Source organism: Streptomyces scabichelini (genome assembly GCF_011045015.1).
In the GTDB taxonomy this organism is placed as follows: Bacteria; Actinomycetota; Actinomycetes; order Streptomycetales; family Streptomycetaceae; genus Streptomyces; species Streptomyces scabichelini.
Window position 1 is genome coordinate 1 of record NZ_JAAKZY010000232.1, and the last position, 15,720, is coordinate 15,720.

The 15,720-nt window shown below is 68.4% G+C and carries 14 protein-coding genes, 1 rRNA gene and 1 riboswitch; of the genes, 3 read left to right on the top strand and 12 right to left on the bottom strand.

Annotation, left to right across the window (positions count from 1 at the left end; all coding sequences use genetic code 11):
* Nucleotides 1-12 precede the first annotated feature (12 nt).
* Complete coding sequence (locus G5C60_RS42415; RefSeq protein ID WP_165268088.1) at nt 13-606, top strand: hypothetical protein; 594 nt, start codon at nt 13-15, stop codon at nt 604-606.
* Nucleotides 607-956: 350 nt separating this feature from the next.
* Entirely contained in the window at nt 957-1,163 is a 207-nt protein-coding gene (locus G5C60_RS42420; protein WP_165268108.1) for a DUF5999 family protein, read from the top strand.
* A 112-nt stretch (nt 1,164-1,275) separates the two neighbouring features.
* Here G5C60_RS42420 and gcvP read toward each other — a convergent pair whose 3' ends face one another.
* Nucleotides 1,276-4,161, bottom strand: coding sequence for an aminomethyl-transferring glycine dehydrogenase (gene gcvP / locus G5C60_RS42425; protein ID WP_165268090.1), 2,886 nt, complete (start codon nt 4,159-4,161; stop codon nt 1,276-1,278).
* Nucleotides 4,162-4,341: 180 nt separating this feature from the next.
* Nucleotides 4,342-4,438, bottom strand: a riboswitch (glycine riboswitch).
* A 120-nt stretch (nt 4,439-4,558) separates the two neighbouring features.
* On the opposite strand from gcvP, the gene G5C60_RS54385 reads away from it, so the two are divergent.
* Nucleotides 4,559-4,930, top strand: a complete 372-nt coding sequence (locus G5C60_RS54385) for a PRC-barrel domain-containing protein (RefSeq protein WP_165268092.1) — start codon at nt 4,559-4,561, stop codon at nt 4,928-4,930.
* 72 nt (nt 4,931-5,002) lie between these two features.
* On the opposite strand, the gene G5C60_RS42435 is transcribed toward G5C60_RS54385, so the two are convergent.
* The 11 genes from G5C60_RS42435 to rrf all read right to left on the bottom strand — a co-directional run bounded on the left by G5C60_RS42435 (nt 5,003) and on the right by rrf (nt 15,711).
* Nucleotides 5,003-6,412 carry a DNA polymerase IV gene (locus G5C60_RS42435; RefSeq protein WP_165268094.1) on the bottom strand — a complete coding sequence of 470 codons (1,410 nt, stop codon included), beginning with the start codon at nt 6,410-6,412 and terminating at the stop codon, nt 5,003-5,005.
* A 251-nt stretch (nt 6,413-6,663) separates the two neighbouring features.
* Nucleotides 6,664-7,338: a MerR family transcriptional regulator gene (locus G5C60_RS42440; RefSeq protein ID WP_165268096.1), complete on the bottom strand. Its 675-nt coding sequence runs from the start codon at nt 7,336-7,338 to the stop codon at nt 6,664-6,666.
* Nucleotides 7,339-7,582: 244 nt separating this feature from the next.
* Entirely contained in the window at nt 7,583-8,056 is a 474-nt protein-coding gene (locus G5C60_RS42445; RefSeq protein WP_033327106.1) for a bifunctional nuclease family protein, read from the bottom strand.
* A gap of 118 nt (nt 8,057-8,174) precedes the next feature.
* On the bottom strand, nt 8,175-8,909 hold the full coding sequence (ftsR, locus tag G5C60_RS42450) for a transcriptional regulator FtsR (protein ID WP_165268098.1): 735 nt from the start codon (nt 8,907-8,909) through the stop codon (nt 8,175-8,177).
* A 43-nt stretch (nt 8,910-8,952) separates the two neighbouring features.
* On the bottom strand, nt 8,953-9,924 hold the full coding sequence (locus tag G5C60_RS42455) for an FHA domain-containing protein (protein ID WP_165268100.1): 972 nt from the start codon (nt 9,922-9,924) through the stop codon (nt 8,953-8,955).
* 61 nt (nt 9,925-9,985) lie between these two features.
* Nucleotides 9,986-10,894: a DUF881 domain-containing protein gene (locus tag G5C60_RS42460; protein ID WP_241267474.1), complete on the bottom strand. Its 909-nt coding sequence runs from the start codon at nt 10,892-10,894 to the stop codon at nt 9,986-9,988.
* Between the two features lie 5 nt (nt 10,895-10,899).
* Complete coding sequence (locus G5C60_RS42465; protein WP_165268102.1) at nt 10,900-11,232, bottom strand: DUF1290 domain-containing protein; 333 nt, start codon at nt 11,230-11,232, stop codon at nt 10,900-10,902.
* Entirely contained in the window at nt 11,229-12,122 is an 894-nt protein-coding gene (locus tag G5C60_RS42470; protein ID WP_420907461.1) for a DUF881 domain-containing protein, read from the bottom strand. The genes G5C60_RS42465 and G5C60_RS42470 overlap by 4 nt, the downstream gene beginning before the upstream one ends.
* Nucleotides 12,123-12,219: 97 nt before the next feature.
* Nucleotides 12,220-14,715 (bottom strand): mannose-1-phosphate guanyltransferase, encoded by a 2,496-nt coding sequence (locus tag G5C60_RS42475; RefSeq protein ID WP_165268104.1) that lies wholly within the window; start codon nt 14,713-14,715, stop codon nt 12,220-12,222.
* 116 nt (nt 14,716-14,831) lie between these two features.
* Entirely contained in the window at nt 14,832-15,440 is a 609-nt protein-coding gene (gene clsA, locus G5C60_RS42480) for a cardiolipin synthase ClsA (protein ID WP_165268106.1), read from the bottom strand.
* Between the two features lie 154 nt (nt 15,441-15,594).
* Nucleotides 15,595-15,711: ribosomal RNA gene (gene rrf, locus G5C60_RS42485) — 5S ribosomal RNA — on the bottom strand.
* Nucleotides 15,712-15,720: the final 9 nt, after the last annotated feature.

Genomic DNA, 15,720 nt, shown 5'->3' on the forward strand with positions numbered 1-15,720 from the left:
AGGCGACCCACCATGCCGCTGCATGTCCCCCCGGCTCCCGCGCCCGCTGTACGTACCGTTCTCACGGCCCTCGGTTCCCCCACCGCCGTCCGCGAGGCACCCACCCCCTCCCTGCGCAACGCACAGGGACCCGCGACAACCGACCTCCCGCTGCCCGTCCACGTGCTCGACCGGATCACCCCGGCTGGCGCCTCGGCCACGCGGCTCGCCGGCTGGCGCTTCCTCATCCGCTGCGGCGGCCAGGCCGTAGCGGCCGCCGAGACCAGGCTGACCCCCGACGGCTGGGCCTTCTCCCACTTCTTCGAGGGTCCGTACGTCACGGCCACGGAGCGCGCGCTGCGCCAGGCCGAGACCATGACGCAGTCGTACCAGGCACGCCTGCTGTCCGTACCCGAGCTCTACATGCTGACGCTCTGGCTGCACGGCGACTGCACTGCCGACGGCGGCGAAGGCCATCCCGCCGCCAACGATCTCCTGGTGCCCCTGGCGCCCGCGCCGCCCGGCATCGCCGCGCACCGCCCGCACCGCGTGGCCGAACTGCTGCCCGTCCTGACCAACCGGCTCACACCCACCGCTGCTCCTCCGCTGCTCGGCTCACCCGCCTGAGCACACCTCGGACTTCGTGCCCCGTGGCCCCACTCCGGCCGCGGGGCACATTGCTGCACGCAGTGACGCCGTGGGAACACAGCGCACGCCCGGCCCGTTCGGACTAGACCTATCCGACCACCTTGAACCACCCGAACAGACCGTCCAGTTGGAATGAACCATCCGCACGGGTGGTGCGTCATCAACCTGTGAGGAGCGCTGCCGCTAAATACCTGCGGATTGACGCCCGTAGGGCAACACTGGGTTCCGTACCGACTGACAAACGGGGGGCGGCCATGAACACCACATCGAGCCGCAGGACAGACACGACGACGATCACCGACCTCAACTCACAGCGAAAGATCCCATCAATGTGCCAGCACCAGCCACCGTGTCCGACAGCCGACTCCGCCGACCGGGAAGCAGCGCTCCTCGTGGCGCACCACCCGGAGCAGGGATGGAGCCTGCTGTGCAACGGCGTCCTGCTCTTCGAGGACACCGGTGAGCTCCTGCCGGACGGCCGGATCATCGACCCGCACCGACCGCTTGTCACTGCCCAGGTGATGACGGCCGCCTGAGCCGCACGGCGCACCACGGGCGACGCCAGGCACGCTGCTCAGACACATGAGGGGGCCGGCCCCGGGACTTCCCGGAACCGGCCCCGACGCATGTCCGGGAGGGATCACGCGGCTACTCGTCGTAAGCGTCCAGCGGCGGGCAGGAGCACACCAGGTTCCGGTCGCCGTACGCCTGGTCGATCCGCCGCACCGGCGGCCAGTACTTGTCCGCTGCCGACACACCTGCCGGGAAGACGGCCTCCTCACGGCTGTACGCGTGCTCCCACGCGCCGCCGAGCGCCGCCGCCGTGTGCGGAGCGTTCCGCAGCGGGTTGTCGTCCGCCGGCCACTCACCCGAGCCGACCCGCTCGACCTCCGCCCGAATGGCGATCATCGCCTCGCAGAACCGGTCGAGTTCGGCCAGGTCCTCACTCTCGGTCGGCTCGATCATCAGCGTCCCGGCCACCGGGAAGGACATCGTCGGCGCGTGGAACCCGTAGTCGATCAGCCGCTTGGCGATGTCGTCGACACTCACGCCGGTCGCCTTGGTCAGCGGCCGCAGATCGATGATGCACTCGTGCGCCACGAGCCCGCCGGGGCCTGTGTAGAGCACGGGGTAGTGCGGCTCCAGGCGCTTGGCGATGTAGTTGGCCGACAGCACGGCCACCTGCGTGGCCCGCTTGAGCCCTTCGCCGCCCATGAGACGTACGTACGCCCAGGAGATCGGCAGGATGCCGGCCGAACCCCACGGAGCGGCCGAGATCGGGCCGACGCCCGTCTCGGGGCCCGCGGCGGGCTGCAGCGGGTGGTTCGGCAGATACGGCGCGAGGTGTGCGCGCACGCCGACCGGGCCGACGCCGGGACCGCCGCCACCGTGCGGGATGCAGAACGTCTTGTGCAGGTTCAGGTGCGACACGTCACCGCCGAAACGGCCCGGCTTGGCAAGGCCCACCAGCGCGTTCAGATTGGCGCCGTCCACGTACACCTGGCCGCCCGCGTCGTGCACCTGCGCGCAGATGTCGGCGACGTGCTCCTCGAACACACCGTGCGTCGAGGGGTACGTGATCATCAGAACCGACAGCTCGTCGCGGTACTGCTCGATCTTGGCCCGCAGGTCCTCGACGTCGATCTCGCCGTCCTCGGCGGTCTTCACGACGACGACCTTCATGCCGGCCATGACGGCGCTCGCGGCGTTCGTGCCGTGCGCGGAGGAGGGGATGAGGCAGACGGTGCGCTGCTCGTCGCCGTTGGCGCGGTGGTAGCCGCGTACGGCGAGCAGACCGGCCAGCTCGCCCTGCGAACCGGCGTTGGGCTGGAGCGACACCTTGTCGTAGCCGGTGGCCTCGGCGAGCTGCTCCTCCAGTTCACGGATGAGCGTGAGGTAGCCCTGTGCCTGCTCGGCGGGCGCGAAGGGGTGCAGCTGCCCGAACTCCGGCCAGGTGACCGGCTCCATCTCGGTGGTCCCGTTGAGCTTCATGGTGCAGGAGCCCAGCGGGATCATGCCGCGGTCGAGCGCGTAGTCGCGGTCGGCGAGACGGCGCAGATAGCGCAGCATCGCGGTCTCGGAGCGGTGCTGGTGGAACACCGGGTGCGTGAGGTACTCGTCGGTGCGCAGCAGCGCGCCGGGCAGCGTGTCCACGACGGAGGCGTCCAGCGCCTCGATGTCACCCTCGACACCGAACGCCGTCCAGACGGCCCCCAGCTGGGTCCGCGTGGTCGTCTCGTCGCAGGCCATGGACAGGTGATCGGCGTCGACGAGGCGCACGTTGACCCCGCCCTCGCGTGCGGCCGCGACGATCTCGGCGGCCCGGTCCGGCACCCGCACGGTGAGCGTGTCGAAGTACGCCTCGTGTACGACCTCGACACCGCCGGCCTTCAGGCCCTCGGCGAGGATCGCGGCATACCGGTGGGTGCGTTGCGCGATCGCCTTGAGGCCCTGGGGACCGTGATAGACGGCGTACATCCCGGCCATCACGGCGAGCAGCACCTGAGCCGTACAGATGTTGCTGGTCGCCTTCTCCCGGCGGATGTGCTGCTCCCGCGTCTGCAGGGCGAGCCGGTAGGCCTTGTCGCCGTCCGCGTCGACCGAGACGCCGACGAGACGGCCGGGCAGGTTGCGCGCGAACTTCTCGTGCACCGCCATGTATCCGGCGTGCGGCCCGCCGAAGCCCATCGGCACTCCGAAGCGCTGCGTCGTGCCGACCGCGATGTCGGCGCCGAGCTCGCCCGGCGAGGTGAGCAGCGTCAGCGCCAGCAGATCGGCGGCGACGGTGACGATCGCACCCAGTTCGTGCGCCTGGTCGATGACGGGCTTGATGTCCCGTACGGCTCCGGAGGCGCCCGGGTACTGGAGGAGCACGCCCGTGACGCCGCGCTCGGCGATCTCGGCCGGGATGCCTTCGCCGAGGTCCGCGACGACGACCTCGACTCCGGTCGGCTCGGCGCGCGTCTCGATCACGGCGATGGTCTGCGGCAGCGCGTCGGCGTCGACGAGGAAGACACCGTTCTTGACCTTGCCCACACGCCGTGACAGCGCCATGGCCTCGGCGGCCGCGGTGCCCTCGTCGAGCAGCGAGGCACCCGAGGTGGGCAGGCCCGTCAGCTCGGCGACCATGGTCTGGAAGTTCAGCAGCGCCTCGAGGCGGCCCTGCGAGATCTCCGGCTGGTACGGCGTGTACGCCGTGTACCAGGCCGGGTTCTCCATGACGTTGCGCAGGATCACCGGCGGCGTGAACGTGCCGTAGTAGCCGAGGCCGATCATCGAATCGAGGACCTCGTTGCGGTCCGCGAGCGAGCGCAGTTCGGCGAGGACCTCGGCCTCGGTGCGCGCGCCCGGCAGCGCGAGCGCCTCGGCGTCCTTGATCACGTCCGGCACCGCGGCGGCCGTCAGCTCGTCGAGCGAGCCGTAGCCCACCTGCGCGAGCATCTTCGCCCACGCTTCGGTGTCGGGCCCGATGTGACGCTGCTCGAAGGGGATTCCCCGTTCGAGCTCGGAGAGCGGAATGCGATGGGCGGTCATTTGCGGAGGCCTCCTGGTCTGACACGACCTTCGAGGGCACCACGAAACGGGTGCCCGGACGGCCTCCCCCTCTGTCATCTCAACCTGAGAGCTTCACCGGCCCGCCCGCTCTCGGCGTCCCGGTTTTCACCGTCGGTGAGAGCGGAAGCCGTGGACACCCGCTCTGCTTTCCAGAGTGGCCTCATCCATGCGGTACGTGGGCCTGAGAGATTCCGGGGAGGATTTGCTCCTTCGGCGCCTCCGATGAAGCCTTGGAGGACTCTCCCGCATGGGGTAAGCGGCCGGTGCCAGCCTACCAGCGGGCATCCCCCGAGTGGCCGCCCTCCTCAAAGTGCTCTTTCGTAGTGCCTATGGATGCGTAGTGCTGACGGATGAGTTGTGACCAGCTGGAGGGCCCGTGCAGACCGACATCGATCCGCGCAACCTGATCGGCCGCAAGGCGCTCGACCGCAACGGCAACAAGATCGGCACCGTCGACGAGGTCTATCTCGACGACGCGACCGGTGCGCCGGAGTGGGCGGCCATACGCACAGGCCTGTTCGGCAGGGACGCCTTCGTGCCCCTTGAGCCCAGCGAACTGGTCGAGGGTGCCCTGCGGATTCCCTTCGACCGCGCCCTGATCAAGGACGCTCCGGACTTCGGCGTCGGCCGCCATCTCTCCCCCGAGCAGGAACTCCAGCTCTACCACCACTACGGTCTCGACGTGGCGGCCCCGCCCCCGCCCCCGGACCGCGACTTCGGCCGCCTGGCAGGCTCGGACGACTCCTAAGAGGCCTGCGGCCTCTAGGGGCGCGGGGAACTGCGCGACCAGCCACAACGGACCCGCAGGTTCCAGCCCGCGTTACCCAGCGGAGCGCTGCGGCACCAGCGGCAGCGGATCCGCCGGCTCCAGCTCCGGATCGTCGGTCCGGAACGTGCGTACACGCCCGGGCTCCGAGTCCGGTGTCTCGAACCGCACCGTGACCCGCCCAAGGCCACTGCCCTGCACCCACCCGTGCCCGAACTCGGCATGGCGTACGTCATGTCCCGCGGGCCACCGCCGCATGGCGGGCGCCTCCTGCTCCTCGGCCGACTCCTCCGCCTCTTCCTCCGTCGGACGCTCCAACTCGCCCGCCGGCACCTGGGCATGGGCCTGGGTCTCCCCCTGGGCCTGGGCTTGAGTCTGTGCCTGCGCCTGCGCCTGCGCCTGCGCGAAGAGATCCTCCTGCGTGTAGTCGGCGAGCCCGGAGACCCCGACTCCCAGCAGGCGTACACCTCCGGTGGTGTCGACCGACTCCAGCAGCCGCGCGGCTGCCTCCCGCACCACCGTGGGATCGTCCGTGGGCCCCCGCAGCGTCTCGGAACGGGTCAGCGTCGAGAAGTCGTACCGCCGCACCTTCAGGACGATGGTCCGCCCCGACAGCCGCGCGCCGCGCAGCCGCCGCACACACCGCTCGGCGAGCCGCTGCACCTCTATCCGCACCCGCACCCGGTCGTGGATGTCCACGTCGTACGTGTCCTCGACGGACACCGACTTGGTGTCCCGCTCGGCCACCACGGGCCGCTCGTCGTGCGCCAGCGCCATGGCGTACAGCGAGATCCCGTGGGCCTTCCCGAGCAGCCGTACGACCTCGTCCTCACCCGCCTCGGCGATCTCGCCCACCGTCGTGATCCCGGCCCGCCGCAGATGATCCCCGGTGGCCGGCCCCACCCCGGGCAGCGTGCGCACCGACATGGGAGCCAGCAGCTCCCGCTCCGACCCCGGCTCTATCACCACCAGACCGTCGGGCTTGGCCTGCTCGGAGGCGATCTTCGCGAGCATCTTGGACGCGGCGAGCCCCACCGACCCGGTCAAGCCGGTGACGGCCCGGATGTCCGCGCGCAGCTTCGCCCCCGCCAGCCGCGCCGAAGCCTCGTCCCAGGCCGCTCCCCCGGCCTCCAGGTCCACGAAGGCCTCGTCCAGGCTCAGAGGTTCCACCAGCGGCGACAGCTCCCGCAACAGCCCCATCACCTGCTCGCTGATCTCCCGGTAGAAGCCGAAGCGCGGCACGAGATACGCGGCGTTCGGCGCCAGCCGTCGCGCCTGCGCCATGGGCATCGCCGAATGCACTCCGAAGACCCGTGCCTCGTACGAGCAGGTGGCGACGACGCCCCGCGGCCCGAGTCCGCCCACGATCACCGCTTTCCCGCGCAGGCTCGGCTTGGATGCCTGCTCCGCCGAAGCAAAGAAGGCATCCATGTCGAGATGCAGGATCGTGGGCGCGGTTCTCACATGTCCGATGCTGCCCTACGCCACTGACAATGCCCCGGTACGCAGGGCTCTCGCCGCTGACATGCGCTGCGATCCAACCAGGTGGGGCGAAGTCCGCTACGGTTCGGCAGCGCCCCGTAAGGGGCGCGGGGCAGTGTCCATTTGCGGCTCCGCCGCGTGGGCGCGACCAGCCACAACGAACCCGCAGCCTCGAACCGCGCCCCCAGCGGAGCGCTCACGCGGCGGAGCGCTCAGCTCCTCGGACCGCTCGCTCAGACCGCGCGGTTGCGGCGCCGCGCCAGCTCGTCCGCGGGATGGTGGCCGACGAGCGTCTCGCCGGTGTCGACGCGCTCCCCGTGCAGCTGTGAGAGCGCGCTCTCCACGTCTCGCCAGACCACGCCCACGGCGATCCCGAAGATGCCCTGCCCGCCCTGGAGCAGCGCGTGGACCTCGTCGGGCGAGGAGCACTCGTACACCGTCGCTCCGTCGCTCATCAGCGTCATGCGCTCAAGGTCCCGGAACCCGCGCTCCCGCAGGTGCTGGACCGCTGTACGGATGTTCTGCAGCGACACGCCCGTGTCGAGGAATCGCTTGACGATCTTCAGGACGACGACGTCCCGGAAGCTGTACAACCGCTGCGTCCCCGAACCGTAGGCGGGCCGCACACTCGGTTCGACGAGCCCCGTCCGGGCCCAGTAGTCCAGTTGCCGGTAGGTGATGCCCGCGGCCGCACAGGCCGTGGGTCCGCGATAACCGATCTCCTCGGACGCCACCTCACCACCGGGCGGCACCGCCGTCGGCCGTTGTGCGGTGGGGTCGGCCGGGCTACCGGGATGGGGGTAGCCCTCGCTCGAGCGGGGCCGAGAGCCTGTGGGAGGGTACGGGTCGCTCGCCACCGGACTGCGTCCGGGGGCACCCTCAGCCGTACCGTCGCCGCTCATTCTCACGCCGACCTCCGTCCTTGACCTGCCTTCTCGACGGTAGGCAGTCACGGGGGGTGCGTCAACGACCACCGCACTCGGCACGCCGAGTGATAATCACCCTAAGAGTGGTTTCCCGTGCCCCACCGCGGGGAAAGGCTAGCCGAATGCTCTCGGCGCGGCCGCCGCACGCCCTGTCGTCCGGCGGTCCCGGAGGGTCACTGGGTGTTCGTCCCGAAGCGGGGGCACTGGTTGTCTGTCCGAGGCCGGGTCACTGGCTGTTGGTCCCGAAGTCCTCGGGCGAGATCTGGTCGAGGAACTCGCGGAACTTCTCCACTTCGTCCTCCTGCTCGTCCGGAATCGCGATCCCCGCGTCATCCAGGACACCGTCACTGCCGTAGATCGGCGTCCCGGTGCGCAGCGCCAGCGCTATGGCGTCGGACGGCCGGGCGCTGACTTCGACTCCGCTGGCGAACACCAGCTCCGCGTAGAAGACACCGTCCCGCAGGTCCGTGATGCGTACTTCGGTGAGCTCCTGGCCGACGGCCTCCAGCACGTCCTTGAACAGGTCGTGGGTCAGCGGTCGCGCGGGAGCCATGCCCTGCTGAGCGAAGGCGATCGCCGTCGCCTCCCCAGGCCCGATCCAGATGGGGAGGTAACGGTCGCCTCCCACTTCACGCAGGAGCACGATCGGTTGGTTGGAGGGCATTTCGACCCGGACACCTACGACGTCGAGCTCGTTCACACAGCAACCCTAGGCCGTGGTCGGCATCTTTGGGTAGTCGAGCACGGAACGGGCGGCCGATCCGGCGCCTCACGCGGGTCAGCGGGCGGCCAGTCCAGCGCCCCGCGCGGGTCCTGGTTCAGGGCAGCCGCACGCCGAGCGCGGACTGCACCAGCGCGGCGTGCAGCTTGACCGCGAGCCCCGCCAGCTCCTTGGTCTGTGCTTCCGCGTGTGCCCTGGTCTGCGGGTTGCGGTGGCGGCGCAGCGGGGCGACGACCTGGTCGACGAGCCCGGCCTCGCGGTCGGCGGCGGCCTTCATGGCCCGCAGATGCCGCGGCTCGATCCCGAACCGCCCGAGTTCCCCGACGAGCCCGGCCACGGTCACCGACTCGGCGTCGTAGCCCCCGTCCGGGAGCGGGGTGATGAGCCCGTACGACTCCCACTCGTCGAGCTCCCGCTCCTCGATCTCGGCGGCGGCCAGCAGCTCGGCCCGTCCGATCCGCGCCGCGGTGTGCTCCGCCGGCTCGCCGGCGACCTCGCCGTCACGCTGCCGCCCCAGGGACGGCAACGGAATCGCCTCACCGCGCTCCATGGCGTCCAGGTGCTCGCGGATCACCTTCAGGGGCAGATAGTGATCCCGCTGCATCCTCAGTACATGGCCCAGGCGCTCGACGTCGTCCGCGCTGAACTTCCGGTATCCCGACGGGGTCCGCTGCGGCTCGATCAGCCCCTCCGACTCCAGGAAGCGGATCTTGGAGATGGTGACTTCGGGGAACTCGTCACGCAGCACGTTCAGCACCGTGCCGATGCTCATCAGGTCGCTGGCCGTGGCGGCGGCACCGTTTCCGGTACCGCCGCTCGGTGTTTGAAGCATGGACCTTCCTGGGGAGTCCCCCCGGACGGGGTCTGGGGGAGGGTCAGATGCCCCGCTGGCTCGCGTAGAAGACCAGCCGGTACTTGCCGATCTGCACCTCGTCGCCGTTCGACAGCGGGACGGAGTCGATCCGCTCGCGGTTGACGTACGTGCCGTTCAAGCTGCCGACGTCCGCCACCGTGAATGTGCCGTCCGGTTGGCGCCGGAATTCCACATGGCGGCGCGACACGGTCACGTCGTCGAGGAAGATGTCGCTCTGCGGATGGCGGCCTGCCGTGGTCAGCTCACCGTCCAGCAGGAAGCGGCTGCCGGAGTTCGGGCCGCGACGCACCACCAGGAGCGCCGAACCGAGCGGCAACGCGTCAACGGCCGCCTGCGCCTCCGGAGAGAGCATGGGCATCTGCGTCTGGCCGGTGGCTTCGGCGTCGTAGGCCTCGAGACCGGAGATGGAGATCGTGGAGGTGGTCTCCGACGGGCGCTCAGGGGTCGCGCCGGCCCGCAGCGGCGCGCCGCAGTTGGAGCAGAACCGGCTGTTCTCCGCGTTGCGGTTCCCGCACCTCGTACACACCAGGGCCGACATGGACGGATCCTCCTGCCGCGGCTGTCCTGCCTGGGCATTGGACGCGTACGGATCGGAGGGGAACCCTCCACCCGTACTTGAGGTTGACGGTTCCCCGAAACCTATGCGGCCGGACTGGGCAGGGTCAACAGACGGCGCGCCCTGACCACCGGAAATGTCATCGCCCGGACCACCGACCTGATCCCGGAACAGAGGGCGCTCCCCCTGCCCCTCGGCATCTCCATGGCGCGCTGCGCGATGCCGGGCAGTGGCATTGTCACTGCCCTCTCGCGCGCTCCTGCCGAACAACTTCGCAAACAACTTCACGGGCGATTCCCCTTGACCGAAACAGACCCGCCCGTGGGGCAGGACGAACCCTGATTGCACACACCGGTCGAGCCGGACATCCTCACAACGTCCGTATCCACCAGACAGTTTCCACCACGCACCACCCATTCGGTGCGTCGACCCCCCGCAACGTCATGCCCTCGCCGAGCGGCTCGCATGCGCCCCCGCTTCACTGGGAGGACGACCGAGCGTAGTCAGGCCGCTTCGCTGGTCGCAAGGCGTCCACGACGATCTTGTCCGAGCGCTCCACCGTGACAGTGGCCTGCTCCTTCTCCAGGGTCTGCACGACTCCCCCGGGGATGTTGAGCGCCGGTTCGAGGTCCTGCGGCTTGCCGATGACTTTGAAACGATAGGGCGCGCTGATCTTGTTCCCGTCGACGCTCACTCCGCCGCCGCTCGCGTCCGTCAGGTAGGTGCCGGCGACCACCCGTACACCATTGACCTGGATCGCCTCCGCTCCGGCGGCGCGCAGTTCCTGGATCGCGTCGAGCAGCATGTCGGCCTCGACCGTTCCCTTCGTGTCGTCGATGGTCACTGTGATGCCGGGCCCCTGCGCCGCCACCGTGCCCGCCAGAATGCCGAGCTGCTTCTCCTTCTCGACCGTCTGCTTACGGGCCTCCTCGGCCTGGTCCGAGCTGTTCTCCAGCTCGGTGCGCTGGTCTTCGAGACCCTGTTTCTCCTCTTCCAGACGCTGAGTACGGTCATCCAGTTCATCGAGGATGCGTACGAGATCTTCCTGGCGCGCGCCGCGCAGGGCGCCGCTGCTGTCGCTGTTGGACGCGACCTGAACGGCCAGGCCGAAGCCGAGGCCGAACAGCAGGAGGGCGACGATGAGTTGCGCACGTGACAGGCGTGGCGGCCACAGGCCCTTCACCAGCCGCTGACGCCCGGACAGGGGCGGCTCGCCCTGCTCGGGATCGTCTTCCATCGTCTCCGGGGACACGGTTTCCGGGGTCTCCGTGGGCTCCTCGGCGGGCACCTCTTCGGGCAGCTCCTTGCGCAGCCGGTTCTCCGAAGTCTGGAGCCGGTTCTCAGGAGTCTCGGGGGTCTTCTCAGGGGTCTCGTCGTGGCTGCTCATCGGCCTCACGCCTGGAACACGTGCCGGCGGATCGCCGCGGCGTTGGAGAAGATGCGGATGCCGAGGACGACCACGACCCCCGTGGACAGCTGCGCGCCGACGCCCAGCTTGTCGCCCAGGAAGACGATCAGCGCGGCCACCACCACGTTGGACAGGAACGACACCACGAAGACCTTGTCGTCGAAGATGCCGTCGAGCATCGCGCGCAGGCCTCCGAACACGGCGTCGAGCGCCGCCACCACGGCGATCGGGAGGTACGGCTCGACCACCGCCGGAATCTCGGGCCGAACCAGCAATCCAGCCACGACTCCCACGACGAGGCCCAGTACGGCGATCACGATGTGCCCTTCTCTGTGCTCGGTTCTGCTGTTCGTACTATGACGCTCGGCGCGGCGGGCAGCCGGACGTCCTCCTCGACGGAAAGGGCGGTCCGGATCCCGAAGTTCTCATGCAGAACCTGCAGATACTGCCCGTCACCGCTGCTCCGGAACCTGCTGCTCAGCCCCTTGCCGTCACCCACCGCGAGCACCGTGTACGGCGGCACCAGCGGCTTGTTGTCGACCAGTATCGCGTCGCCCGCCGCCCTGATCGCGGACAGCGCCGTCAGCCGTTGCCCGTTGATCGTGATGGCCTCGGCGCCCGACTCCCACAGCCCGTTGACCACCCGCTGCATGTCGCGATCGCGTACCCGCCCGGTGTCGGAGAACCCCGACGTCTCACGCGCGTCTCCGTCACCGCTCTGGTCGGCTTCCTTGGCATCGTTCACGACAAGCTTCACGCCGGGACCGTGCACCTCAACAGCCCCCGACAGCATGCCGACCAGTTCGCCCTGATCGCCACCGTGCTTCTTGAGCGCTTCGCGCTGCCGAGCGCTCACGTCGTCGCGCAACTCATCGACACTGTCTTCAAGTTTGTCGGCCACCGCGGTTTCGCGATCGATACGGTCGATGAGTTCCTCGCGCTCCTTGGCGACGCCCGGAGCCGATACCCGCGCCTGTGCCGCCCCCACAGTGACCACCAGGGCCGCGAGTACCAGGCCGGCCGCGAGACCGAGCTTCGCGCGCAGTGTCTTCGGCATACCGCCGGCGCCTGCGGCCTTCTTACGGGCGGCCGCCTCGGCGTATCCCTCGTCGAGGCTGTGGTCCATGACGTTGGTGAGCAGCGACATGGAGGCGTCCGGGCGCGGAGTGCGCGTGGGGGTACTCCGAACGGGGGGGTGCTGCGGCATGCCGCACATCGTCGCACGTCGCGGCCGCCGACTCCGAATGGCCCCACCGACGTGCCGAACGGGCCCCACTGGGGCGCCGTTCGGCACGCGCGCGTGCTCAGCGACCGGCGCTGTCCACCACGGACGACCACTCGTCGAGCAGCGCCTGGGCGGACGCGTCGTCGGGGCCCTCCGCCCACAGATGCGTGACCGCCTCCGCCGGGTCCGGAAGCACCATCACCCAACGCCCGTCGGTCTCCACGACCCGTACACCATCGGTGGTGTCCACAAACCGATCACCGGCCGCCTCCACCACGCGCCGCATCACGAGTCCCTTGACGGCCCACGGAGTCGCGAGATCGCGCTTGAGGACATGCGCCCGCGGAATTCGGGCGTCGATCTGGCTGAGCGTGAGCTGCGTCCGCGCCACCAGACCGATGAGCCGTACGAAGGCCGCCGCACCGTCGAAGACACTGCTGAACTCCGGCACGATGAAACCACCGCGCCCATCGCCTCCGAAGATCGTCGAGTCGTCGCGCCCCACGCGGGTCAGATCGTCCGGCGAGGTGGTCGTCCAGTCGACCTGAGTCCCGTGATACGCCGCCACCTGCTCGGCGATCCTCGTGGTGGTCACCGGCAGCGCCACACGCCCGCTGCGCCGCTCGGCAGCCACAAGGTCGAGCAAGACGAGCAGCGCCCGGTCGTCCTCGACGATCCGCCCCTTCTCGTCGACGAGCGAGAGCCGCTCGCCAACCGGGTCGAAGCGCACCCCGAACGCGGCCCGCGCCGACGCCACGATCTCCCCGAGTCGCACAAGACCCGACCTGCGCGCGTCCGCCGTCTCCGTGGGCCTCGACTCGTCGAGACCGGGATTGATGGTCAACGAGTCGACACCGAGCTTGCCCAACAGACTCGGCAGAACCAGCCCGGCGCTGCCGTTCGAGGCATCCACGACCACTTTCAACCCGGACTCGGCAATCCCGGTCGTGTCGACATTCCTGAGCAAGGAGCCCGTGTACGAGTCGAAGACACTGGCCGGGAAGTGCAGATCTCCGATCTCACCCGGGAACGCACGCCGGTACTCCTGCCGCGCGAACACCCGGTCCAGCTTTCGCTGACTCCCTTGCGAGAGGTCAGCCCCACGCCCGTCGAAGAACATGATGTCGACGGAGTCCGGCACCCCCGGCGTCGTCCGGATCATGATCCCGCCGGCACTGCCCCGCGCGGTCTGCTGCCTCGCCACCGGCAGCGGTACGTTCTCCAGATCGCGTACGTCGATGGCGCTGGCCTGTAGCGCCGAGATGACCGCCCGCTTCAGCGCACGAGCACCCCTGGAGTGATCACGGGCCGTGGTGACCGTGGAACCCTTCTTGAGCGTCGTCGCATAAGCCCCAGCGAGGCGCACGGCGAGCTCCGGGGTGATCTCCACGTTGAGGATCCCGGACACTCCGCGGGCCCCGAAGAGATGGGCCTGACCTCGGGACTCCCAGATGACCGACGTATTGACGAAGGCACCGGCCTCGATGGTCTTGAACGGGTAGACGCGTACGTTCCCCTGCACAATCGATTCCTCGCCGACGAGGCACTCGTCGCCGATGACGGCGCCGTCCTCGATACGCGCGGCCCGCATGATGTCGGTGTTCTTTCCGACGACACAGCCGCGCAGATTGCTGTGCTGGCCGATGTACACGTTGTCGTGCAGAACGGCCTTGTGCAGAAAGGCCCCGCTCTTCACCACGACGTTCGAGCCGACAACGGTGTGCTCGCGGATTTCGACGTCGGCCTCGACCTTGGCGTAGTCCCCGATGTACAGCGGCCCCCGCAGCACTGCATCGGGATGCACCTCGGCCCCCTCGGCCACCCACACGCCGGGTGAGATCTCGAAGCCGTCGAGCTCGACGTCGACCTTGCCCTCCAGGACGTCGGCCTGCGCCTTCACATAACTTTCGTGCGTGCCGACGTCCTCCCAATATCCCTCGGCAACATAGCCGTAGACCGGCTTGCCCTCCTTCATAAGCTGCGGGAAGACATCACCGGACCAGTCGACGGGAACGTCCGCCTCGACATAGTCGAATACTTCGGGCTCCATCACATAGATGCCCGTATTCACAGTATCCGAGAAAACCTGACCCCAGGTCGGCTTCTCAAGGAAGCGCTCGACCTTGCCCTCGTCGTCCACGATGGTGATGCCGAATTCCAGCGGATTGGGGACCCGCGTCAGACAGACAGTGACAAGTGCGCCCTTTTCCTTGTGGAAATTGATCAGCTCGGTGAGATCGAAGTCGGTCAGAGCATCACCGGAGATCACAAGGAAAGCGTCGTCCTTCAACGCCTCCTCGGCGTTCTTGACGCTGCCGGCAGTACCGAGTGGCTTCTCCTCATTGGCATAGGTGAGCTCCATTCCGAGCTCTTCACCGTCGCCGAAGTAGTTCTTGACGAGAGAGGCCAAGAACTGGACAGTTACGACGGTCTCGTTGAGCCCATGCCGCTTGAGCAGCCGCAGCACATGCTCCATGATCGGGCGATTGGCCACGGGCAGGAGCGGCTTGGGCATGCTTGAGGTCATGGGGCGAAGGCGTGTGCCTTCACCTCCGGCCATCACGACGGCCTTCATGTCGGAAGCGTCCTCCTTGAAGAGATGAGGGTCTAGCCGACTTCACCCGTCCAGATTGTCCCGCACATTCTGCTTGCGGGCCATCAGAGGCCACTACGACCGCCCATTCGGCGAGCTCAATCGGCCATGGCGTCCGCGCGGACAAGGCGGCGGACCTGAACCACGTAGAGGATCCCTGCCCACCAGTAGAGCGTTGTACCCCATCCTGCGAACGCCCATCCGAAAATAGCAGCGAGTGACGCAATCCATCCACTTCCGTCACTGAGCAACAGCAACGGGAAGGCGTACATCAAGTTGAACGTCGCAGCCTTCCCCAGGAAGTTCACCTGTGGCGGCGGATAGCCGTGGCGCCTGAGGATGCCCACCATCACCAACAGAACCAGCTCTCGCGCCAGCAGGATGCCCGTCAGCCAGAGCGGCAGAATCTCGCGCCAGGTGAGACCGACCAAAGTCGACAGAATGTAGAGCCGGTCGGCCGCGGGATCCAGCAGCCGGCCCAGACTGCTGATCTGGTTCCAGCGCCGGGCGAGCTTGCCGTCCAAATAGTCACTGATGCCGCTCAGCATGAGCACCAGAAGCGCCCAGCCGTCGCTCTTGGGCCCGCCGAACTCGGGCCAGAGGATCAGCCACAGGAAGAGCGGGACGCCCACCAGGCGCGCCATGCTGAGGATGTTCGGGATGGTGAGGACCCGGTCTGTCTGGACGCGGGTCTCTTGGACCTCCACCCGGGGGCCTCCCTGTGGGAACGTGCCAACGATGCCCCCTGACCTTACCCGCAGGCATCTCGCTGCGGTGCGGAGGGGTTCGGGATAGCACCCTGGAAACAAAAAAGCTTCGGCCCTCGGACTCATTTGTCCAAGGGCCGAAGCTCTAAAGGAAGTTCGGCGGTGTCCTACTCTCCCACAGGGTCCCCCCTGCAGTACCATCGGCGCTGTAAGGCTTAGCTTCCGGGTTCGGAATGTAACCGGGCGTTTCCCTCACGCTATGACCACCGAAACACTATGA

What these genes read in the sequence shown, in the direction of transcription:
- G5C60_RS42415 (WP_165268088.1), top strand. Translation starts at nt 13, where the DNA reads ATGCCGCTGCATGTCCCCCCGGCTCCCGCGCCCGCTGTACGTACCGTT.
- G5C60_RS42420 (WP_165268108.1), top strand. Translation starts at nt 957, where the DNA reads ATGTGCCAGCACCAGCCACCGTGTCCGACAGCCGACTCCGCCGACCGG.
- gcvP (WP_165268090.1), bottom strand. Translation starts at nt 4,161, where the DNA reads ATGACCGCCCATCGCATTCCGCTCTCCGAGCTCGAACGGGGAATCCCC.
- ftsR (WP_165268098.1), bottom strand. Translation starts at nt 8,909, where the DNA reads ATGCTTCAAACACCGAGCGGCGGTACCGGAAACGGTGCCGCCGCCACG.
- G5C60_RS42455 (WP_165268100.1), bottom strand. Translation starts at nt 9,924, where the DNA reads ATGGGTGGTGCGTGGTGGAAACTGTCTGGTGGATACGGACGTTGTGAG.
- G5C60_RS42460 (WP_241267474.1), bottom strand. Translation starts at nt 10,894, where the DNA reads ATGAGCAGCCACGACGAGACCCCTGAGAAGACCCCCGAGACTCCTGAG.
- G5C60_RS42470 (WP_420907461.1), bottom strand. Translation starts at nt 12,122, where the DNA reads ATGCCGCAGCACCCCCCCGTTCGGAGTACCCCCACGCGCACTCCGCGC.
- G5C60_RS42475 (WP_165268104.1), bottom strand. Translation starts at nt 14,715, where the DNA reads ATGAAGGCCGTCGTGATGGCCGGAGGTGAAGGCACACGCCTTCGCCCC.